Origin of the sequence: Bacillus sp. SIMBA_154, assembly GCF_046536015.1 — a bacterium.
GTDB classification, from domain to species: domain Bacteria; phylum Bacillota; class Bacilli; order Bacillales; family Bacillaceae; genus Bacillus; species Bacillus pumilus_P.
Window position 1 is genome coordinate 91,711 of the sequence record NZ_JAWJBV010000004.1, and the last position, 25,464, is coordinate 117,174.

The window sequence follows — 25,464 nt, forward strand, 5'->3', positions numbered from 1 at the left end:
CCGTTTTATTCGGGGTGGGCTCCTTTTCCGTTATTCCGTCTATTTTAATGAAATAGACTTGGTTCTTTTGATATAGAGGGTGCAGGGTTTCACGTTGGTGGAGAAAACATAGAAGAGGCGGAGATAAGAATGAATACAGTTTATTACCCCTTAACACATGCGCAAAAGAGAGTATTCTACACGGAAAAATTTTATCCAGGTACAAGTATTTCTAATTTGGGCGGATTCGCCAGGTTGAGATCGGTATCAGGTCTGAATCCCTCTTTGGTCGTTGACGTTCTTCAAGAGTACATTCGCCAAACTGACTCTCTTCGTTTGAGGCTTGTGTATCGAAATGAACAGGGGGAGCCTGTTCAATATATCAAACCATATGAGAAGCAGCCGATTCGCATGGTGAAAGGCTGGAGTGAAGAGGATGTGAGGGCTTGGGCGAACGAGCAAATCCGTGAGCCGATGCCGTTGATTGACAGCCCCTTGATTGAATTTACGGTCTTTCAAATCAGTGATCAAGAGTGCTGGCTGTTCTGTAAAGCACATCATATTGTGGCAGATGGTATTTCCATTATCTTGATGGGAAATCGCATCATCGACTTATACCATGACATGCTGCACGGGGGAGACATTTTGCCGGTTGAGGAGATTTCCTTCGTTGATCACATTATGAGTGAACAAGCCTATGAATCTTCTAAACGTTTTCAAAAAGACCGAGCTTTTTGGAACGGGCAATTTGATCATATTCCAGATTTCGCTTCTTTAAAACCGCATAAGGGATACGAGATGAGTTTACATGCGGAGCGATTTTCAGGGGATATCCCAGATTCTTTGAAGGAGAAGCTTCGTGTCTTTTGTGAAGAACAGAAAGTCAGTATGCTTTCTATGTTTATGTCCACTGTTTATATTTACTTACATCGATTTAGCGGCATGGAGGACGTGGTCCTTGGAACCTTTATGGGCAACCGGACGAATGCCAAAGAAAAAAAGATGATTGGTATGTTTGTTTCCACGATCCCAATGCGAGCATCTGTTCATGGGTCACAATCCTTTCTTGATTTCGTAAAGCAGGTCATGGCGGATCAAATGAAGATATTGCGTCACCAAAAGTATCCTTATAATCTGCTCATGAATGATTTGCGAGAAAGAGAAGGGTTTACAGGGCGCCTTTTTGATATTTCTTTAGAATATCAGGTCATGCAGTGGCAGAAAAAAGAGAATCTGTCTTTCATTACTGAACCGATTTTTAGTGGGAGCGGAATGAATGATATTTCGATTCATGTGAAAGACCGCTGGGATACAGATACATTGACCATTGATTTGGATTACCGTACAGATTTATTCAGTGAAGAAGATATGAGTAAGATGTTTGATCGGTTCACGATATTGCTGGAAGCGGCGGTCTCTCAGCCTGATCAGCTGATCGGGACATTGCCTTTACTTTCAGCGGGTGAGCAAAAGGAGCTGCTGCAATTATCTGAGGGAGAATCTTTTGAACTACCAGCAGCGAAACCGGTTCATCAGTTATTTGATGAGGCAGCAAACAAGTATGCAGAGCGAGCTGCCGTTGTAGCGGAAAATGGAACATTCACTTATGGTGAGCTGTACCAAAAGGCAGAAAAGCTGGCACGATTTTTACAAATGAAAGGTATTTCGCGTGATGTACCTGTTGCGGTTTTAATGGATCGGACGGCAGATGCCATGGTGGCGATCTTCGGCATATTAAAGGCTGGCGGGGCGTATGTACCGATTGATCCGGCATTACCTGAGGAGCGCATTCAATTTATTGTGGAGGATTCAGGTGCTTCCATCGTTTTAACAGAGGAATCGTTAGCTCAAAAGTACACAGCCCTCTCGGAGAAAATGATCGTGCAGCAGCATATTTTATTAGATGATGGCCTGCTGCCTGAGCTCGTAGATCAGACGGTACCTGAGGATTTGGCTTATATGATTTATACGTCGGGTACGACTGGGAAGCCAAAGGGCGTCATGATTGAGCATCTTCAGCTGCATCATTTGGTCCATGCTTTGCATCATGAAATGTATCAAGGGGCCAGTGAGCTTCAAATGGCGTTTCTTGCACCATTCCATTTTGATGCATCGGTGAAACAAATCTTTGCTGCCCTTTTATTTGGGCATACGCTTCATATCGTCCCAAGAGAATCGACGAGAAATGGTGTTCAGCTAGCGGCTTATTATCAAAAACATCAAATTGAAGCAGCGGATGGAACGCCGGCGCATGTGCAGCTTTTACTTGCAGCGGATTTGAGCGGGGTGTCATTGACTCACATGTTGATTGGAGGAGAAGCACTGCCTGCGAAAGCGGCGCAGTCTCTGATCGAAGCTGTTCGTATGAGTCAGCCTGATTTTAATCTATGGAATGTGTATGGTCCGACAGAGACGTGTGTGGATGCGGCGGTTCATCGCCTAGACCTCAATGAACTGCGGGAATTATCTGAACAGCGTTATGTCTCGATTGGAAAGCCGCTTGGGCATCACCGTATTTATATTTTAAATGAACATGATCAATTGCAGGTGCAGGGGGCTGCTGGAGAGCTATGCATTGCGGGGATAGGTGTTGGACGAGGCTATGTGAATCAGCCTGAATTGACGGAGCAGGTATTTACTGGCGACCCGTTTTCTCCACATGATCGAATGTATCGAACAGGGGATCTCGTCAGATGGCTTCCAGATGGCACGATTGATTATCTTGGCAGAATGGATGATCAAGTGAAAATTAGGGGTTACCGCATAGAAACAGGCGAAATTGAAGCGGTGATGGAGCAGGTAGAGGGAGTCGGTCAGGCTGTCGTACTTTTGGTTGGTGAGGCGGATGGTGAAAAAGCGTTAAGTGCTTATTATCAGGTCCAGCAAGAAGGTGTGTCAGTGAACACGCTGCAAGCCGCTATCAAACAGCAGCTTCCTGCTTATATGATGCCTCTCTATTTTAAAGAACTCGATGTATTTCCACTCACAGTAAGCGGAAAAGTCGACCGGCGTGCACTCGCCGCATTAAAAGGAGACAAGGCTGTCAGTGCTGTTTATGTAGCGCCTAGAAACGATGTGGAAACGGAGCTTGCTCGTATGTGGGAAGAAGTTCTTGATCAAGAGAAGATCGGTGTATATGATTCATTCTTCGATCGAGGCGGGCATTCGCTCAAAGCGATGACAGTACTCACACATATTGAGCGGACTTTTCAAGTAGAAGTGCCGTTGTCTGTTTTATTTGAACAGCAGACGATTGCCGCATTGGCCGCCTATATTGAGCAAGCGGAAAAATCCGCTCAAACGGTCATACCGAAAGCACCGATTGCCGCCGATTATCCGTTGTCACCTCCACAGCAGCGCATCTATATGGTGAGTCAATTAGAGCAGAGCATTGCATACCATATGCCAGCTGTTGTGCGGTTAAAAGGAACACTGCAACGAGAAAAGCTGACTGAAGCCTTTGAAAGACTGATCACACGTCATGATATACTGCGTACTTCTTTTCATACAATCAAAGGTGTCCCTCGTCAGCGGGTAGCTCCATCAGTGCCATTTCAAATAGAGCAGCTGACAGGCGGCACGATGGAAGAGAACATGCATCGTTTTGTCAGGCCTTTTGATCTTGCGTGTGCACCACTTCTTCGTATTGGCTTGCAGTCAATACATGATCAGGAGCATCTGCTCTTTTTCGATATGCATCACTTGATTTCAGATGGTCTTTCGATCGATTTGATGCTGCGTGAGCTGTCAGATGCTTACGAGGGATCGGTCAAAGCGCCATTGAAGCTTCAATATCAAGATTATGCTGTTTGGCAAGAACACCAGGCAGATCAAGGTTTTCAAAAAGAAGAGGCATTTTGGCTGCAAGAATTTTCGGGCGATATTCCTGCTTTACAGCTGCTAACAGACCATCAGCGTCCAGCTCTTCAATCCTTCGCAGGGGATCGTGTGATCAAAGAAATAGATGAAACGTTAAAGGAACAATTACAGGAGCTTGCAGCGAATCATCATACGACACTGTATACGGTTCTGCTTTCTGCTTACTATACATTGCTTGCGAAATACACAGGTCAAAAGGAATTTGTGGTCGGGACACCAACAGCAGGGCGTGTGCATGCAGATCTGAATGACATGATCGGCATGTTTGTCCAGACACTTGCTTTGCGGTCAGAGGTTGATCCGAACAGAACAATGACGCAGTTGATTGAGCATGTAAAGGAAAAGACGATGAAGGCGTTTGAGCATCAGCAATACCCATTTGAGCGGTTGCTTGAAAAGCTGAATGTGCAAAGAGATTTTAGCCGCCATCCATTATTTGATACCGTCTTTACCCTGACGCCGGATCATTCGCCAGCCCAGGATATTGGAGAGATGCAAGTCGAAGTCGAGGAAACCAATTTCCATATTGCGAAATTTGATTTAACACTGCAAGCGATGGAGTCAGGTCATGGTGTATCCTTCGTTCTCGATTACAGTACGGCCTTATTTAAACGACATACAGCAGAGCAGATGCTCAAGCATTATGTTTATCTTTTGGAGCAGATGGTCAAAACGCCGGAGGAAGCCATTCGTTCCTATCGTTTACTGTCTGAACAAGAGGCGGAAGCTCAACTGAATAGGTGGAACCCGTTACCTACGCCTTATCCTGCGGAAGAAACCATTGTGACGCAGTTTGAAGCACAGGTGCAGCAACATGGTCAAAAACCTGCACTGCAATGTAAAGGTGAGGTTCTTTCTTATCAAGAACTGAATGACCGAGTGAACCAACTGGCTCATTATTTACGTGAAAATGGTTTTGAGAAAGGGATGAAAGCGGCCTTATTCTTTGAACGATCCAATGAGATGGTGCTGTCTGTTCTGGCTGTACTAAAGGCGGGCGGTGTCTATGTACCAATCGATCCCGATTTCCCTGATGAGCGCGTGAAGTACTTTTTGTCAGATAGCGATGCACAATTTTTACTGACACATCAGGTGCTGCGTCATCGCTCGGTGCTCACTGCTTTTGAGGGAACAATTATAGAAACAGAAGATCAGGCTGTTGATCAGCAATCAAAAAGAAATACAGCTGTACGTGTTTCACCTGAGGACTTGGCGAATTTGACCTATACATCTGGTACAACAGGCAAGCCTAAAGGAAACATGGTGACACACCGGAACATTTTGAGAACGGTGAAGCAATCGAATTATCTCACCATTCATCATGAAGACACGGTGATGAGCCTCTCAAACTATGTATTTGATGCCTTTATGTTTGATGTGTTTGGTGCTTTATTAAACGGAGCGAAACTCATTGTTCTGCCAAAAGACAACATTTTAAATATGAATGAGCTTTCTGGAGCGATCGAGAAAGAAAGAGTCAGCATTTTAATGATCACGACAGCTCTTTTTCACTTACTCATTGATATGAAAAAGGACAGCCTGAAGAACGTAAGAAAAGTTCTGTTTGGCGGAGAACGTGCTTCTGTGCCTCATGTCGTGTCAGCGCTTGAAACGGTTGGGGAAGACAAGCTTGTTCATATGTATGGACCATCTGAAAGCACGATTTTCACCACGTATTATCCTGTGAATCGCATTGAGAAACAGGCGCTATCTATCCCAATCGGAAAGCCAGTGAGTCAAACAGCTGTTTATATTGTTGATGAATTTGGGCATGTGCAGCCGCCAGGTGTTGCAGGAGAGCTGTGTGTCGCTGGTGATGGACTTGTGAAAGGGTATTATGGGCAGCCAGAACTCACAAGCGGAAAGTTTGTCGAAAATCCTTTCCGTCCTGGTGAGAACATGTATAAAACGGGTGATCTTGCACGTTGGCTGTCAAATGGAGATATTGAATTCATTGGACGGATCGATCATCAAGTCAAAATTCGAGGACAGCGAATTGAACTTGGAGAAATTGAACACCAGCTGCTGCGGCACCCGCAACTGAAGGAAGCTGTCGTAATTGCAGCATCAAATGATACATTATGTGCGTATTTCACAGCAGAAGGTTCTGTCTCATTGTCTGATTTACGTGAGCAAGTAGGACGTGAATTACCTGTATATATGATACCGGCCTTCTTCATGCAATTAGACGAGCTTCCGCTGACGGGTAACGTCAAGGTAGACAGGCGGGCCTTACCAGCGCCTGATCTAAGTGAGCACGCAGCAAATGAATACGCCCCTCCTCAATCGGAGACAGAGCGTTCGTTGGCACACATTTGGGAGGAAGTACTTGAAGTGCCGCAAATCGGCAGGCACGATCATTTCTTTGAATGCGGGGGCCATTCGCTGCGCGGCATGAAAATGCTGAACAGGCTGTACGAAGAGATGCAGGTGGAGCTCACCTTGAAGTCTTTATTTGAATCCCCAACATTAGAGGCATTTGCCCTTGTGGTTGATCAAGCGGAGCAAAAGGAAATTAAGCGAGTGGAGAAAGTGGAAGAGGCGGCCTATTATCCAGTGACGTCTGCTCAGAAAAGACTGTACGTTCTGGAGAAAATGACCGATGCTGAGCAAAGCTATCATATGCCAGCTGCCTTAAAGCTTGAAGGCGTATTTGATGAAAAACGATTTGAACAAGCCATTGAACAGCTTGTTCGTCGTCATGAAGCGTTCCGTACGAGCTTTGATTTTGTTCAGGGTGAACCTGTTCAGCGGATTGAAGAAAATGTCTCTGTAGACATTGAAAAAATCGAAGGGAACGGCCGAGACATTCAACAATTAATGAATGACTTTATCCGACCATTTGATTTAGAAAAAGCGCCTCTACTCAGAGTGGGTCTTGTGTCTGTTTCCGTAAATGTCCATTATTTACTGATTGATATGCATCACATCATTTCAGATGGTGCGTCTGTCGGTATTTTAATTGAGGAGCTTTCAACCTTGTATCGAGGAGACAAGCTAGAGGACTTACCTGTTCAATATAAGGATTATGCTGTTTGGTCAAAAAGTGAGGCATCTGCTGCGCAAAAAGGTGCTGAACAGGCGTTTTGGCTGGAGCAATTACACGGAGAACTGCCTGTACTGGCATTGCCGGAAGACCTGCCAAGGCCAAAAGTGCAGACATTCGCAGGAGATCGCATCGCATTTACGATCGACGGCTCGCTTAAAGCACAATTGGATGAGCTAGTCAGGTCACTCAACAGTACGACTTATACAGTCCTGCTTGCTTGCTACAGCACCCTTTTAAGCAAGCTTGCGAGACAGGAGGATATCATGATCGGTTCTCCGGTTGTGGGTAGAACCCATCCTGATATTCAATCGGTGATCGGTATGTTTGTGAATACGCTGGCACTTAGAACGAAGCCAGCAGGACATCAGACATTTGCTGAATTTGCGTCAAATGTTCATCAGCTTGTGTTAGAGGCAAACGAACATCAGCTGTACCCGTTTGAAGAATTGGTGGACCAAGTGCAAACGGTTCGAGACACAAGCCGCCATCCAATCTTCGATGTGGTGTTCTCAATGGAAAATGCGGATATCCGTGACTTGTCGATGGATGGACTTCATGTTGTTCCACAGCCATTCGAAGAGAATATTGCTAAATTTGATTTGACCTTAACTGGAAATGAATCTCCTGATCAAATTGAGCTTGTGTTTGATTTTAATTCTGCTATCTTTCATCAGTCGTCAATTGAGAAGTGGAAAGAGTATTTCCTTTACTTGATTGAACAAATGGTGTCAGCACCAGATCAATCGTTAGATCAGATGCAATTATTATCACCACAGCAGCAGCGAAAACTGCTCGGCGAATGGTCAGGACCGGTCCTCGACGTCCCGTCAGATCAAACCGTTCATGCATTGATTGAGGCACAGGCACATGAAGCACCTCATCAAAAAGCGGCGACCTTCTGCGGAACCAGCTGGACATATGAAGAACTGAATAACCGGGCAAATGTAGTCGCTTCAAGACTCATCTCAAACGGCACAAAACCAGGAGATCGCGTCGGCATTCTCACCCGCCCGTCCCTTGACATGACGGCCGCCGTCCTTGGCATCCTCAAGGCTGGTGCGGCATTCGTGCCGATTGATGCCGATTATCCAGCGCAGCGCATTGCATACATGCTGGAAGACTGCGGGGCAGAAGTGCTTCTTATCCAAAAAGAGCTCAATGCACCAACTTCTTTCACAGGTCATGTCCTGTTGATAGAAGATGCCGCAGAAGGAGGAACGCAAAACGTTCAGGTTGATGTCAAACCAACTGATCTCGCATATATGATTTACACATCCGGGACGACTGGACAGCCGAAGGGTGTCATGGTCGAACACCAGTCACTAGTGAATCTCGCCTTCTGGCACAATGATGCCTTCCGGGTGACAAATAAAGATCGAACCGCCAAATATGCCGGCTTTGGCTTTGACGCCTCCATTTGGGAGATGTTCCCGACATGGATCGCCGGCGCAGAGCTGCACATTATCGACGAAGCGATTCGCCTCGATATGATCAAGCTCAATACGTATTTCAATGACGAAGGCATCACCATTGCGTTCCTGCCAACTCAGCTATGTGAGCAGTTTATGTCGATGGACAATCACTCTCTGCGCTACTTACTGACAGGCGGAGACAAGCTGAAACAGGTGAAGCCCGTTCGATACAAACTAGTGAATAACTACGGCCCGACTGAAAATACGGTCGTGGCGACAAGCGGTATCATCAATCCAGATCAAGGCACGCTTCCTATCGGAACAGCGATTGCCAATACTCGTTTTTACATTTTGGGTTCGTTATATGACCTCTCGCCGCCAGGCGTACCGGGTGAGCTCGTCATTGCGGGGAAAGGACTGGCAAGAGGGTACTGGAATCTTCCAGAGGAGACGGACAAACGATTTGTACGAGATCCATTTTATCCAGGGGAGCGCATGTACCGCACAGGCGATTTGGTGAAATGGACAGAGGATGGCGAGCTCATCTATCTCGGCAGAAAAGACCATCAGGTCAATGTCCGCGGCTTCCGTATTGAGTTGTCAGAAATTGAAGCTCAGCTTCTTGCGCTGGATTCAGTAAAAGAAGCAGTCGTGACAACGGTGAAAGATGCAAGCGATCAAGACGCCCTTGCCGCATATGTCATCACGGAGAATGGAACAAAAGACTTAAAAGAAAGCTTAAAACGCACCTTGCCAGAATATATGGTGCCATCATGGATCATAAACCTAGACCAATTTCCAATGACGGCAAATGGCAAAGTCGATCTCAAAGCGTTGCCAGCTCCAAATGTGGAAGCGGATCAAACGGCATACGAAGCCCCAAGAGACGAAGTCGAAACGCTTCTTTGTGCCATTTGGGCAGACGTGCTCGGCGTGAGCCAAGTCGGCATTCACGATCATTTCTTTTTCCTTGGCGGAGATTCGATTAAAGGCATTCAAATGGCGAGCAGGCTCACGCAAGAGGGCTGGAAGCTTGATATGAAGCTGCTATTCCAATATCCAACGATTGCGGAGCTCCGTCCATATATCGAAGAAGCTGATCAAATGACAGCTGACCAATCACCTGTCGAAGGGGAAGTCATTTTGACGCCGGTTCAGCGCTGGTTCTTTGAACGAAACTTTAGCAGTCAGCATCATTGGAATCAATCCGTTATGCTTCATGCCCCAAAAGGTTTAAATGAAGCGATCGTCAAGCAAGTGTTGGAGCAGCTGATGATCCATCACGATGCATTGCGGTTGATTTATCCATTGGAAGAAGGACGCATCATCCAGCGTCATCGTGGAGTAGAGGAAAACAATGTGGCAGTTGACGTGATTGAAGTAAAAGGGGAGCTCACGCAGCAAATCCAGCAGGTAGAAAAGCTGGCAAATGAAGTGCAGGCGAGTATTTCTTTAACAGAGGGCCCATTAGTGAAACCTGCTATTTTCCGAACGGAGCAGGGAGATCACCTATTGCTTGCCGTACACCATCTTGTCATCGATGGTGTGTCATGGCGTATTTTCCTTGAAGACTTCATGGCTCTTTATGAACAGTCGAAGCGCGGGGAGGTCCTGACACTTCCTGAAAAAACACATTCATTCCAAGAATATGCCCAGAGGCTGACAGAATACGCTGTGTCAGATGACCTGCTAGCGGAAAGAGCCTATTGGAAAAAGGTACTTTCACATTCAGTCACACCGCTTCAGAAGGATCATGTCACGGAGGATCAACGAATGCTTCATACGCAGACAATTCGATTTACATTGTCTGAGGAGGAAACGCACAGCCTCCTGACGGGTGTACACGAGGCCTACCACACAGATATAAACGATATTTTGCTGACAGCATTAGGATTATCGATGAAAGAGTGGACAGGTGAAGACAGACATTTGATTCACCTTGAAGGGCACGGAAGAGAAGAAATCCTTCCGGCGGTCAATGTGTCGCGGACTATTGGCTGGTTTACAAGCATGTATCCTGTGTTACTGGATATGTCGCATGCAGACGATCTTTCTTATCAAATCAAGCATTTAAAAGAGGAACTCAGGCACATTCCGAACAAAGGGATCGGTTATGGCATTTTAAAATATTTAACACCTGACAAAATGAAGGGGGATATCGCCTTTGATGTCACACCGGACATCAGCTTTAACTACCTTGGCCAGTTTGATGAACAGATCGGCGGCGGTGAACTGAATCGATCCGCATGGCATGCAGGTCAATCGCTTAGTCCTGAATCAGAGAAACCTCATGCACTAGATATTGTTGGTTTTGTTGAACAAAGCATGCTCCATGTGACGATTTCATATCATCACCTTGAATTTGAAGAACATACGATGGAACAGTTCAAGGATCTCCTAGAAAAGAATGTGAAGGTCCTGATCTCTCATTGTGTATCACAGGATGAGACCCAAATCACACCTAGTGATGTAGGGGATGATGATCTCACGATGGATGAACTTGAAAAGCTAATGGATATATTTTAAGCAAATGAAGAGGTGGACTATGAGCAAACAGAAAATTCAAAAGGTATATCCTTTAACACCAATGCAAGAAGGCATGCTGTATCATGCCATGCTAGACCCTAATTCCTCCTCTTATTTCACACAGCTTGAGCTTGGAATAAGCGGAGAGTTTGATCTCGATCTTTTTGAAAAGAGTCTCAATGAGCTTATACGGACATATGACATTCTCCGTACAGCCTTTGTCTATCAGCAATTGCAAAAGCCTCGTCAGGTTGTACTAGCTGAACGTCATCTAGATATGTATAGAGAGGATCTATCTCATCTGAATCATCAGGAGCAGCAAAAGGTATTAGATCAATATAAAAAGCAATTGAGAAAGCAAGGATTTCACTTAACGAATGATCTGTTGTTGAAAGTCGCTGTTTTTCAATTAAATGAAACAAACTGGCATCTCATTTGGAGCAACCATCACATCATCATGGATGGTTGGTCCATGGGTGTTTTGATGAAAAAACTGTTTCATTACTATGAATCTTACCGAAACGGACGAACGCCTGACCGCTCACAAGGTAAGCCTTATGCAGACTATATCCAGTGGCTTGGAAAACAAAACAAACAAGAAGCGGAAGGCTATTGGAAGGAGCGTCTAGACGGTGCTGTTCAGCATCAAGGGCTGCTTCATCAGAAAGAGACGAACGGGCAATACGACCATCAGGAATCGACGTTCACATGGGATGCTGACATGGTACAAGCCATTCAAGATGCAGCAAGACAATGCCAAGTGACAGCACCGAACCTGTTTCAAGCTGTCTGGTCCGTTCTTTTAGGCACATATCATGCGGCAGATGATGTCACATTCGGAACGGTCGTATCGGGAAGGCCTCCAAGTGTGTCTGGGATTGAGCGCATGGCAGGGCTGTTTATCAATACGATACCAGTCCGGGTGACATTGGATCAGGAGCAGACTTTCAAACAACTGTTTCAAAAGGTTCAGCAGCATGCCCTGGAAGCGGAAAGCTATGATTTCATGCCGCTTTATGAGATTCAGCAAAAGACAGCCGGTGGAGGACAGCTCTTCGATCACTTGGTTGGGTTTGAGAACTATCCTTTGGATCAAGAGCTGTCTGGTGACACCATGTCTGCACGTCTTGGTTTCTCGATTGATGTAAAGGATGGATTTGAACAAACGAATTTCGATTTGAATGTCCTTGTCTATCCAGGTAAAACGTGGACATTGAAAATGAAATACAATGCAATAGCTTTTGAAGAACAGGTGATTGGAAATATCTCTAAACACCTGACCCATCTCATGAAGCAAATCATCCAAAACCCTGACGTACGCCTTCATGAAGTGACATGTATGACGGAAGAAGAAAAGCAGCAGATTGAAGCGTGGAACAAGACAGAGCGAGATTATCCGAAGCACCTGTCCATTCCTGAGCTTCTCAAGGAACGCATCAAGGCGCAGCCTGACCATCTGGCATTAGTCGAAGGAGATCGAGCATTCACATATGAAGAGCTTGGACAAGAAATCCATCAATTAGCTGGCAGTCTGGTTGAAAACGGTGTACAGCCCGAGGATGCTGTCGCGGTGTATATGAACCGATCAGCAGATGCGGTCATCGCCATTTTAGCAGTTCTTCATGCAGGGGCTGCTTATGTACCGATTGATCCATCCCAGCCTGAGGAGAGAATCCAATTTATGCTTGAAGACAGCGGCGTATCGATTTTGCTTTATGCTGACAGTCAGCCGCCAGTTTACGAAAACATCAAGGCTATTCATGTGACAGAAATGTCTAATTGCTCAAACGTGGACTTCTCAGTCCGGACGTCTCCTTCTCAATTGGCGTATATCATGTATACGTCGGGCTCAACTGGACGGCCAAAAGGTGTTCAAATTGAGCATCAGCATATTGTGAGATTAGCATGTTCTCAGGAAAAATTGGGTTTGAACGCTTCGGATCGTATGGCGCATACAGGGGCAGTCAGCTTTGATGCCATTACCTTTGAAATCTTCACCACGCTGCTGGGTGGTGCGACGCTTTATCCTGTTGACCGTAATACTTTATTGGATATCAATCGATTCGAACAATTTATTCAAACACATCAGATCTCGGCGCTCTTTTTAACGACTGGATTATTTAATCAGCTGGCTCAGCAGCGGCCGCAGATGTTCAAAGGATTAACCACATTAATCACAGGCGGCGATGTGATCAATGTGAAGAGTGCAGAGCTTGTGAAAAAGAATCATCCAGCACTTGTATTACTGAATGCATATGGCCCGACAGAAAATACAACGATCTCGACCATTTATGAAGTGAGAGGGAATGAAACGGGCACGATCCCAATTGGTCAGCCGATTCATCATTCGTCAGCCTACATTTTAGATGACTATCAAAGACTTCAGCCAATTGGAGCGCCAGGAGAGCTGTATGTCGGCGGTGATGGTGTCTCAAGAGGATATCTCCATCGTCCAGATTTGACCAATCAAGTATTCATGGCAGACCCTTTTAAGCCGGCAGGACGTTTGTATCGAACGGGGGATTTGGCTAGGTATGGCGCGGATGGCCAGATTGAATTCCTCGGCCGGAAAGATGATCAAGTGAAAATTCGCGGCTTCCGTATTGAGCTCGGTGAAATTGAAACGATGCTTCAGCAAGAGACTGGCATAGATGATGCAGTTGTACTCGTCCATGAGTCTTCTTCAGATGAAAAGGAAATCACCGCTTACTTCACGGGGACTATGACAGAAGAAGAGGTGAGAGCTTTATTCAATCAAGAGCTACCAGCTTATATGGTGCCGCACCATGTGATGAAGCTCGATGCCTTTGCGCTTACAGCGAACGGAAAGGTAGACCGAAAAGCCTTACCAAAGCCAGACGAAGCGCATCGTGAAGAGATCAAGATCATTCCGCCTGAAACCGAAACGGAAAAGGCACTCGCTCAAATTTGGGAGGAGCTCCTTGGGAAAACGATTGGAGTAGACGAGCATTTCTTCATGGCTGGGGGACATTCTCTCAAAGCGATGATGATGTCAGCGAAGATTCAAGAGGTGTTTCAAAAGGAAGTCCCGATTCAAGTGATTTTTGAGAAGCCAACGATTTGTTCACTTGCGGCATATATCGATCAGGACGGTCAAGAAGAACAGGGCCATCCGATCTTGCCAGCAACGCAGGCGGAAGAATATCCGGTGTCGCCAGCTCAGCGCCGCTTATACATTTTGCAGACACTCGAACCTGACAGCAGGAACTATCATATTCCGATCGTATTAACACTTGAAGGTGTACTCGATCATCAGCGGCTCAGCTCAGCGTTTGATCAGTTGATCCAAACGCATGAAATTTTGAGAACGAGTTTTCATATGAACGGAGAAGACATTGTACAAAGGGTGCATGAACGTGCTGCATTTGACCTTCCCGTCCATGACATAAAGGAAGAAGATGCAGAGGCGTTTCTTACTGAACGTCAATCACCATTTGATTTGACAGCCGCACCCCTTTTACGAGCGCAGCTGTTGAAAGTCAATGAAAACCGTCATCTTCTAGTATTGGAAGCACATCATCTCATTACAGATGGCAGCTCCATGAAGACGTTCATTCAAGATTTGGCGAAGGCCTATGATGGAGAAGCACTTGCAGAAAGAGCCATTCATTATAAAGATTACGCTGTCTGGCAGTTAAGTGAAGAAGAGACGGAGAAACAGCGGGAGCATGAAGCGTATTGGCTAAAGCAATTCGAAGGAGAATTACCGGTTTTAGATTTACCAACAGACTATCCGCGTCCAGCCGAACGTGATTTTGCCGGAGAACGAGTGATGTTTGGCTGTGATCAAGTGACGACTCAGCGCATTCATGAATTGCTTCAGAAAACAGATACGACCTTGTATATGTTCTTGTTATCTGCATTTCAAGTGCTGCTCGCTTCTTATAGTGGGCAGGAAGATATCATCGTTGGTTCCCCTGTTGCAGGGCGGACACACCCTGATATACAGGACATGCCGGGGATGTTCATCAATACCATTGCGATGCGCGGGAAACCAGAACAAACCAAATCATTTTTACAGCTGCTTGAAGAAATAAAAGAAACGAGTGTCGAGGCTTTTGCACATCAAAGCTATCCACTCGAAGAGCTAATTGCACGTCTTCCGCTAGATCGTGATACAACTCGGAGCCCGCTCTTTAGCGTTTCGTTTAATATGCAGAACATGGAGGTTCCAGCTCTAAGGCTCGGCGATCTTCACATATCGCCTTATGCCATTCAGCATCGCTCGGTCAAATTTGATTTGTCTCTAGAGGCATTTGAACGTGAGGGAGAATTAAAACTGAGCCTTGACTATGCAACGGCATTATTTAAAGAGGAGACCGTCCGCCGGTTAGGAACTCATCTTCTGGCGATTATTCGTGAGGCGATCCACCATCCGGATGAACAGATCGGCTTGCTCAATATACTGGACCAGCATGAGCAAATGGAGCGGTTGGAGAAAAAAGATGAAGGGCAAACGAATCGTCATGAGCCATTTCATGTCCAATTTTCACGTCAGGCAAAGGAAACGCCAGATGCCATTGCGGTCATGGATGATCAAAGGAAGCTCACCTATCGCGAGCTTGATGACATGTCAAATGCACTCAGCAGTGAACTGAAGATTAGAGGCGTAGAGAAAGAAAGTACTGTGGCGCTCATCCTTGATCGCTCTGTTTATGTCATCGTCTCAATGCTCGGTGTGATGAAAGCAGGAGGTGCATTTGTACCAATTGATCCGGCTTTTCCTGCCGAACGTATCCGTTATACATTAGAAGATTCAGGTGCACAAGTCATCGTCACAAATGAGACGCATACCCATTCATATAAGGATCAGCAGTCTCTTCAAGTGGTACATGTCGAAAAAGCAGTGCACCAAAACCATTCGTTAGATCTGCTGGATGTATCGGTTGATCAGCTCGCTTATGTGATTTATACATCTGGTACAACAGGGAAGCCGAAGGGTGTACAGCTTACGCATCGTAATCTATCACACTACGTCACCTGGCTGACAAATGAGGTAACACTGCAAGAATATGATCGAACTGCACTGCTTTCTTCTTATGCATACGATCTCGGTTACACAAGCATTTTCCCTGTCTTAAAAGCAGGGGGTACACTCTATGTTCCTCGTGAAGATGTGTATACAGACCCTGTGCGTCTCATGCGTTTCATTGATGAGCAAGAATTGACTTATATCAAAATGACACCATCCCTATTTCATATGATGGAAGATTCTAAGAATCATGAATTTGACGCTTTACGCCTTGTTGTACTTGGAGGAGAATCCATTGTCTCTGAGGATGTTGAGACATTTATGAAGCAGCATCCATGCGTGGCAGTGATGAACCATTACGGTCCAACAGAGACAACCATCGGAACAGTGACCAAGCTGATCACACCGCATGAGCTGGACACTTTAAAGGAACGCTCTATAATCGGGCAGCCAATTGCTCATACAAGAGCGCTCGTATGCAATCGAGAGCAGCGCCTTGTCCCTTATGGCGCACCGGGAGAGCTTTATATATCTGGGGAAGGCGTGTCGAAAGGGTATTTGAATCAGCCTGAATTAACAGCAGAGCGTTTTCTTGAAAATCCATTTTTCCCTCAAGAGCGGATGTATCGGACAGGGGATTTGGTCAGACAGCATGCAAATGGAGACATTGAGTTTCTTGGAAGAGTAGATGATCAAGTGAAAATCCGCGGCTACCGAATTGAGAAACAAGAAATTGAGCATGCCGCGCGTGCACTTTCAACCCTTCAAGAAGTGTATGTCAAAGTGCTTCACCTGTCCCGTTTACCTGAGCTTGCGCTATATTACACAGCGCCTGAACACATTGGAACGCTGATGTTTAGAGAAAAGCTTGCGGAGGCACTGCCGGATTATATGATTCCAACCTATTTTGTCAAAGTGGATCACATTCCGCTCACACAAAACGGAAAGGTGGATGCGAAGTCTCTGCCGCTTCCACATGAGGTGCATATGAACCGTACGGCGCACGTAGCACCAGAAACGGTACTTGAGCAAACGCTTTGTGCCATTTGGTCAGATGTTCTTGGGGTTGAACAAATCGGTGTTCATGACCATTTCTTTGAATTAGGAGGTCACTCCCTCAAAGGCATGGTACTCATTTCGAAGATGCAAGCCAAGCTAAACAAGCATGTGCCGCTCAAAGTCCTTTTTGAAAAGCCAAACATACGGGCGATGGCCGCATACTTGGAAGAAGCTGATTCTTCGGTCGTCACATCCATTCAGTCAGCGGAAAAGCAAGATTTCTATCCCGTCTCTTCCGCACAAAAGCGTATGTATGTGTTACAGCAGCTGCATCCAGACGCAGTCACCTACCATATGCCAGCCGTTTTAATGATGGAAGGAAGCCTTGATCTGCAGCAGCTGGAAGAAGCGCTTCAAGCTTTAATCGAAAGACATGAATCTTTGCGGACAGCCTTTGTGGAAATTGACGGTGTGCCAGTCCAAAAAGTTTATCGCCAGGTACCGTTTACGTTAGAGGTTGTTGAAATACAGAGCGATCAGGAGCAATCTGTCGTAGAGGAATTCATCACACCATTCTCATTACAACAGGCACCATTAATGAGAGCGAAAGTGGTTAAGCTTTCTGATGAGAAATTTGTGTTCATGATGGATATCCACCATATCATTGCAGATGGTGTCACACGCAGTCTGCTCGTTCAAGAATTGGCAGAGCTGTATGAGAAAAGGGCGTTACCGCCAGTTCAGCTGCACTACAAGGATTATGCGGTATGGCAGCAGGAGGAAAAACAGCAAGTATCGCTTGAAAAACAGCGGCAGTATTGGCTGGAGCAATATGCACAACCTCCAGAAGATTTGGCGCTTCCGCTTGATTTTCCGCGCCCTAGTGTTCAGTCATTTGAAGGAGACCGAGTCGATAGATGGTTATCTGCTGAAAAAACGCAGTCCATCAAAACGCTCATGGCTGAAAAAGGTGTGAGCTTGAACATGGTGATGCAAACCGCGTTTGCCATTTTCCTTCATAAATTAACTGGGCAGACAGATATCGTGATAGGCGCTGTGACAGCAGGACGTACACATGCTTCACTCGAACGGATTCCAGGCATGTTTGTGAATACACTGGCCCTTCGAAATGAATTGCAGCTGGAAGAAACCGCCGAGCACCTGCTTGAAAAAATGAAAGATCGCAACCTATCAGCCTATGAACATCAAGGATTCCCGTTTGAGGAATTGGTTTCACAGTTAGATCTTCCGAAAGACGTGAGCCGCAATCCATTGTTTAGTGTCATGCTGACAACGGATGACCGTGACCTGACGTTACCGGATCTGAAACTGAATGGACTAAAGCTCTCCCAAAAGCAGCAGGACACGGTTCATGCAAAATTTGACTTAACTCTTGGTGTATTTGAAGAACAAGATCAAGTGGGCCTGCGCTTTGAGTATGCAGCGGCACTGTTTAAAAAGAGTACCATTCAGCGCTGGAGTCGATATTTTGAACAAATTATAGACGAAATGCTGGCTAAGCTGAATCAGCCAATTTCAGCGCTATCTATCTTAACAAAAGAAGAAAAGAAGGAACTGCTCGGCGAATGGTCAGGACCGGTCCTCGACGTCCCGTCAGATCAAACCGTTCATGCATTGATTGAGGCACAGGCACATGAAGCACCTCATCAAAAAGCGGCGACCTTCTGCGGAACCAGCTGGACATATGAAGAACTGAATAACCGGGCAAATGTAGTCGCTTCAAGACTCATCTCAAACGGCACAAAACCAGGAGATCGCGTCGGCATTCTCACCCGCCCGTCCCTTGACATGACGGCCGCCGTCCTTGGCATCCTCAAGGCTGGTGCGGCATTCGTGCCGATTGATGCCGATTATCCAGCGCAGCGCATTGCATACATGCTGGAAGACTGCGGGGCAGAAGTGCTTCTTATCCAAAAAGAGCTCAATGCACCAACTTCTTTCACAGGTCATGTCCTGTTGATAGAAGATGCCGCAGAAGGAGGAACGCAAAACGTTCAGGTTGATGTCAAACCAACTGATCTCGCATATATGATTTACACATCCGGGACGACTGGACAGCCGAAGGGTGTCATGGTCGAACACCAGTCACTAGTGAATCTCGCCTTCTGGCACAATGATGCCTTCCGGGTGACAAATAAAGATCGAACCGCCAAATATGCCGGCTTTGGCTTTGACGCCTCCATTTGGGAGATGTTCCCGACATGGATCGCCGGCGCAGAGCTGCACATTATCGACGAAGCGATTCGCCTCGATATGATCAAGCTCAATACGTATTTCAATGACGAAGGCATCACCATTGCGTTCCTGCCAACTCAGCTATGTGAGCAGTTTATGTCGATGGACAATCACTCTCTGCGCTACTTACTGACAGGCGGAGACAAGCTGAAACAGGTGAAGCCCGTTCGATACAAACTAGTGAATAACTACGGCCCGACTGAAAATACGGTCGTGGCGACAAGCGGTATCATCAATCCAGATCAAGGCACGCTTCCTATCGGAACAGCGATTGCCAATACTCGTTTTTACATTTTGGGTTCGTTATATGACCTCTCGCCGCCAGGCGTACCGGGTGAGCTCGTCATTGCGGGGAAAGGACTGGCAAGAGGGTACTGGAATCTTCCAGAGGAGACGGACAAACGATTTGTACGAGATCCATTTTATCCAGGGGAGCGCATGTACCGCACAGGCGATTTGGTGAAATGGACAGAGGATGGCGAGCTCATCTATCTCGGCAGAAAAGACCATCAGGTCAATGTCCGCGGCTTCCGTATTGAGTTGTCAGAAATTGAAGCTCAGCTTCTTGCGCTGGATTCAGTAAAAGAAGCAGTCGTGACAACGGTGAAAGATGCAAGCGATCAAGACGCCCTTGCCGCATATGTCATCACGGAGAATGGAACAAAAGACTTAAAAGAAAGCTTAAAACGCACCTTGCCAGAATATATGGTGCCATCATGGATCATAAACCTAGACCAATTTCCAATGACGGCAAATGGCAAAGTCGATCTCAAAGCGTTGCCAGCTCCAAATGTGGAAGCGGATCAAACGGCATACGAAGCCCCAAGAGACGAAGTCGAAACGCTTCTTTGTGCCATTTGGGCAGACGTGCTCGGCGTGAGCCAAGTCGGCATTCACGATCATTTCTTTTTCCTTGGCGGAGATTCGATTAAAGGCATTCAAATGGCGAGCAGGCTCACGCAAGAGGGCTGGAAGCTCGATATGAAGCTGCTATTCCAATATCCAACGATTGCGGAGCTCCGTCCATATATCGAAGAAGCTGATCAAATGAAAGCCGACCAGTCACCAGTTGAAGGGGAAGTCATTTTGACGCCGATTCAGCGCTGGTTCTTTGAGCGAGCATTCAGCGACCAGCATCATTGGAATCTCTCGATGATGCTTTATGCGCCAAATGGATTTGACCTTTCGATTACAGAACAAGTGATGCAGAAATTACTTTCACATCATGATGCACTGCGTATGGTCTACAGGCAGGAGCATGATGACATTCTGCAATACAATCAGCGGGATCTCACAGAACCGTTTTCGATTATTTCTCGTGATGTCTCAAAAGAGCAGGACGTGATAAAGGCCATTTCCACATATGCCAATGAGTATCAGCGTCAGCTGAACCTCCAAAAAGGTCCGCTCATGAAAGTGATTTGTTTCCATACGGAAAACGGTGATCATCTACTCATGGTGACCCACCATCTTGTCATTGACGGTGTCTCATGCCGAATTTTACTAGAGGACTTTATGTCTCTTTATCAGCAGGCAGAACAAGGACAAACACTGGTTCTGCCGCCAAAAACCCACTCCTTCAAAGAATGGGCAGAGGCGATTGAGCGCTACGCGCAGTCACAGCCATTAAAAAGCCAACATGAGTATTGGACAGAGATTGACAGCATGCCATTTACCACTTTACCTGTTGATCATGAAGTGAAAGTAAGAAAAGTCGCTCAAACCAAAGCGATCCAAATGCAGCTGACAGAAACAGAAACTGAGCATCTTTTGACCGATATTCACCTTCCGTACACAACAGAAATAAACGATGTTCTCCTGTGTGCTCTCGGTCTTGCTGTTCAGGAATGGACAGGTCAATCTCATGTACATGTGCAGATTGAAGGTCATGGAAGAGAGGATATTTTATCAGGGTTAGATGTATCCCGCACGGTTGGCTGGTTTACGAGTATGTATCCAGTCGTTCTTGAAGCGAAGCCAGGTCAGACAATAGCTGAGGCTATTAAAGGAACGAAAGAGATGCTGAGACGTGTGCCGAATAAAGGAATTGGCTACGGCATTTTAAAATACCTGACAGCTACGGAGGCGGCAGCACAACACATACATCCTGAAATCAGCTTGAACTATCTTGGGCAGATTGATCAGGAAGTGACGACAGAACTCTTTGGACCGTCCGCCTATGATATGGGACGACAAGCAAGCCCTGATTCAGAAGCTGTCTATAAGCTGAATCTCAGTGGTCTTGTTCAACACAATCGATTCATTTTGTCGTGTTCCTATTGTACAGATGAATATGAAGAACAGACGATACAGCAGTTCATGGCATTGCTGAAGGGGAAAATCCAATCCGTCATCACCCATTGCTTAGCGCGTCACGAGCGAGAGTTTACGCCAAGTGACTTCTCTGCTGCTGACCTTGAAATGGATGAAATGGATGATATCTTTGACATGCTTGAGGAGAAATTGACCTAACACCACTAGATCAGTCATAAAAAAGGGAAAGGAGGAATGAAATAGATGATTCAATTTAAAAGGGATCAAGTTCAAGACATGTATTATCTGTCACCGATGCAAGAAGGAATGCTGTTTCATACCCTCCATCATCAAGAAAAGGGTTTTTATGTAGAGCAGATGGATATGAACGTCAAGGGCACACTTCGTCATGACTTGCTTGAAAAAAGCATGAATATCATCGTGGAACGGTACGATATTTTTCGTACCGTGTTCCTCCATGAAAAAGTGAAGCGCCCTATCCAAGTTGTGTTGAAGAAACGTCCTTTTACACTTGATGTCGTGGACATGCAGGATCTTTCTGAAGACGAACAGCTTGTGCGTATTGAGGCTTTCAAACAAAAAGATCAACTGAGAGGCTTTGACCTCTCGAGGGATTCTCTCATGCGGGCAACCGTTTTCCAAACGGGCCCTGCTAGCTATCGCTGGATATGGAGCTATCACCATATCCTGCTAGATGGCTGGTGTTTTGGACTTGTCGTGCAGGAATTATATGCGGTTTACCATGCGCTTTTGCATGACCTGCCTTACAAGCTAGAGCCTGTCAAACCATATAAAGAATATATTCAATGGCTGGAAAAACAAGATAAACAAGCGTCACTTCAATATTGGCAGCAATCATTAGCAGGATTTGATGGACAATCGACCTTTAAAGAACAACGAAAACAAACAAATGAGTATGAATTAGGCGAAATCGAATGGTCTATGAGCAAAGAAGAAACGGCTGCTTTATCAGAGCTAGCATTGCAGCAGAATGCCACGTTAAGCAGTGCGCTTCAATCGGTTTGGTCGATTCTGCTGAGCAGGTACCAGCGGTCAAATGATGTTCTGTTTGGAACGGTTGTGTCAGGACGTCCGGCAGATTTGGCTGGCGTTGACCGGATGGTTGGATTGTTCATCAATGTCATCCCAAGAAGAATTCAACTGACAGATCAGATGACATTTTGTTCTCTATTATCAGAAACACAGCAGCAGTCTCTTGCGGCCGAACCGCACCAATATATCCCGATATATGATATTCAGGCAAAGACAGGTCAGCAGCAGCTTATTGATCATATTGTGGTGTTTGAGAATGTCCCAGCTGCAAAGAAGGATGAACAAGAGGCACTGCTAGGATTTACTGTGGAAGATATGAATGTATATGAAAAATCGAACTATGATCTCAATTTGCTTGCATCGCCCGGAGAACAATTGCAATTGAAGCTGGCTTTTAACCAAAGAGCATTTGACCCTGCATTTGTCCACCGGTTAAAGGAGCAGCTGATTCTTTTGATAAAAGAGGCGATCAAGCATCCAGATCAATCAGTTCACACACTTACTCTCGTGACGAAGCAGGAAAAGCAGCTGATTCTTGAGGAATGGAATGCACCTGAGCTTGAGCATGATCAGCTCTATTTGTCTAAATGGTTTGAGCATAATGTCCGCAAACAGCCGAATGCGGTGGCTTTATCAGCGGGAGAGCACACGATGACATATGCGGAGCTGAATGAACAGGCCAATCGATTGGCAAGGCATTTACAAAAAAATGGGGCTGCACCTCAAACGGTCATCGCCATTTTAGCAGATCGCACGTCTGAACTCATTGTCAGCTTGCTTGCTGTCTTAAAAGCAGGCGCAACCTATGTGCCAATTGATCCTGATTATCCGGAAAGCCGCATTCAATATATGCTGAAAGACAGCAGGGCCACGCATCTTCTGACTCACTCAACCTTCATTAGTCAGGCGAAGGCACTCGCGTTTGATGGCACGTATCTTTTTGCAGATGATCAGGAAATTTCACTGATGAGCTCAGAGAATCTGCCGCTTGAAGCAGGTTTACATGATACGGCATACATCATGTATACATCTGGAACAACGGGACAGCCAAAAGGCATCATGACGACCCATTCCAATATTGCCCGGGTGGTCAAAAATACGAATTACTTAACCATTTCAGAAACAGATACATTGCTGTCGTTATCTAATAGCGTATTTGATGGCTTTACCTTTGATGTATATGGCGCGCTTTTAAACGGTGCGAAGCTTGTACTGCCGAAAAAAGAGACCATTTTAGACATGCGCGAGCTGACCGGGCTGATTAGAGAAGAAAGCATTTCTGTCATGTTTATTCCAACGGCTTTATTCCATCTTCTCGTTGATGAAGGGACAGACTGGATGCGCGGTGTGCGTAAGGTGCTGTTTGGAGGAGAGCGGGCATCGGTTCAGCATGTGAGGAAAGCCTTTGAGGTGATGGGGAAAGGCAGACTGATCAATGTATACGGCCCGACCGAATCAACAGTCTTCGCCACCTATTATCCTGTAGATGAAGCCATACCGGCAGAGGCACGTTCTATTCCAATCGGGAAGCCGCTCAATCAGACGAGTGCTTATATATTGAGTCAGCAAGGACAGCTTCAGCCGATTGGAATGGTCGGAGAAATTTGTCTTAGCGGCAAAGGACTAGCGAAGGGGTATTTGAATCGTCCGGACCTGACAAAACAAGCCTTTATCGCGCATCCATTCGCTGCGGGTGAAAGGCTGTATCGCACGGGAGACTTAGCTTATTTTCGAGAAGACGGTCTGATTGAGTATGCAGGCAGAGTAGATGATCAGGTGAAAATTCGCGGACATCGAATTGAGCTGACAGAAATTGAAGCCCATCTTCTCGTGCATCCAGGTGTAAAACAAGCTGCACTCATAGCTGACCATGATGAAACAAATCATACAAGACTGCTCGCCTATATCACATGTGAGGATGAATGGAAGGACAAGCTCGATGTGATCAAGTCTGGGCTGAAGGAGCGTCTTCCGGCTTATATGCTGCCTCATGAGCTGATCAGACTCGATAACCTGCCGCTCACGACAAATGGAAAGGTTGATAAGCGTCAGCTGCCAAAGCCAGAGGCGCCGCAAGGAAAGCGCCATGTGAAGCTGCCAGTAAATGAAGTAGAACAAAAGCTGCTCGTGATGTGGCGGGAAGTGCTTGAACGAGATGATATTAGCACGGATGACCATTTCTTTGAGCTTGGCGGACATTCATTAAAAGCGATGTCACTTTTGTCCAAAGTGTCTAAGGAATTCAAGGTCCAGGTGCCTATTCATTTGCTGTTTGAGACACCAACGATTGAAGCGATCAGTCGTTATATTCAAAAGCAGGACCAGGAAGCCGCTGGCTATCTTGTATTCAATGAATCTCAATCGCCAACCGTCTTTGCTCTCCCGCCATTACCGGGCTACGGCTTTATCTATCAGGAAGCAGCAAAAACGCTCGATGGTGTTCGATTGATCGCCTTTGATTTTATAGAAGCTGATCACCGAATCACGCAATACGTTCAGCATATCCAGCATCTTCAGCCTGAAGGACCGCTGACTTTGATGGGGTACTCTGGCGGCTGCTATCTAGCCTTTGAGCTCGTTCAAGCGCTTGAACAAGCAGGGCGTACAGTCGAAAAGGTCATCATGATCGACTCCTATAAGAAAATTGGAGAAAGTGATTTAGAAGGACGATCCATTGATGATGATATAGATGCGATTGTCCATCAGTCGAAGCAAAGTGAATTGGCTCATGCGGAGCTCGTCCAAGAAGCGCTTGCTCAAAAGACACGGGCCTACTATGAAACATTTGTTAAGGGGGTGAATCAAGGAGAGATACAGGCAAATATTGCTTTCATCCAATCTGAAGAACAAATGGACATTCCGGACTGGATGGAAGGTTGGGAACATGCGACGACTGGTGCTTTTAGCCAATATCAAGGCTACGGTCAACACGCTGAAATGTTCAAGCATAAAGAATGTGCAGCTCAAAATGCACAGCTGATCAAAAGGATATTCAATCAAAAAAATAGAGAACCAGTCTTGTAAACTTTAGGTTAGGCAGGGGT

At 46.0% G+C, this 25,464-nt stretch carries 3 protein-coding genes; all 3 read left to right on the forward strand.

The features are described 5' to 3' along the window. The first annotated feature begins 129 nt into the window (after positions 1–129). Genes R0K30_RS09005 through R0K30_RS09015 form a run of 3 tightly spaced genes read left to right on the forward strand, consistent with a single transcriptional unit; the run spans position 130 to position 25,444 of the window. Positions 130–10,845, forward strand: a complete 10,716-nt coding sequence (locus tag R0K30_RS09005; protein WP_410610206.1) for a non-ribosomal peptide synthetase — start codon at positions 130–132, stop codon at positions 10,843–10,845. 19 nt (positions 10,846–10,864) lie between these two features. Continuing rightward, positions 10,865–21,565: a non-ribosomal peptide synthetase gene (locus tag R0K30_RS09010; protein ID WP_410610208.1), complete on the forward strand. Its 10,701-nt coding sequence runs from the start codon at positions 10,865–10,867 to the stop codon at positions 21,563–21,565. A 45-nt stretch (positions 21,566–21,610) separates the two neighbouring features. Then, positions 21,611–25,444 carry a non-ribosomal peptide synthetase gene (locus R0K30_RS09015; RefSeq protein ID WP_410610211.1) on the forward strand — a complete coding sequence of 1,278 codons (3,834 nt, stop codon included), beginning with the start codon at positions 21,611–21,613 and terminating at the stop codon, positions 25,442–25,444. Positions 25,445–25,464 lie beyond the last annotated feature (20 nt).

Coding starts and splice junctions, on each gene's coding strand:
- R0K30_RS09015 (WP_410610211.1), top strand. CDS start 21,611: ATGATTCAATTTAAAAGGGATCAAGTTCAAGACATGTATTATCTGTCA.
- R0K30_RS09010 (WP_410610208.1), top strand. CDS start 10,865: ATGAGCAAACAGAAAATTCAAAAGGTATATCCTTTAACACCAATGCAA.
- R0K30_RS09005 (WP_410610206.1), top strand. CDS start 130: ATGAATACAGTTTATTACCCCTTAACACATGCGCAAAAGAGAGTATTC.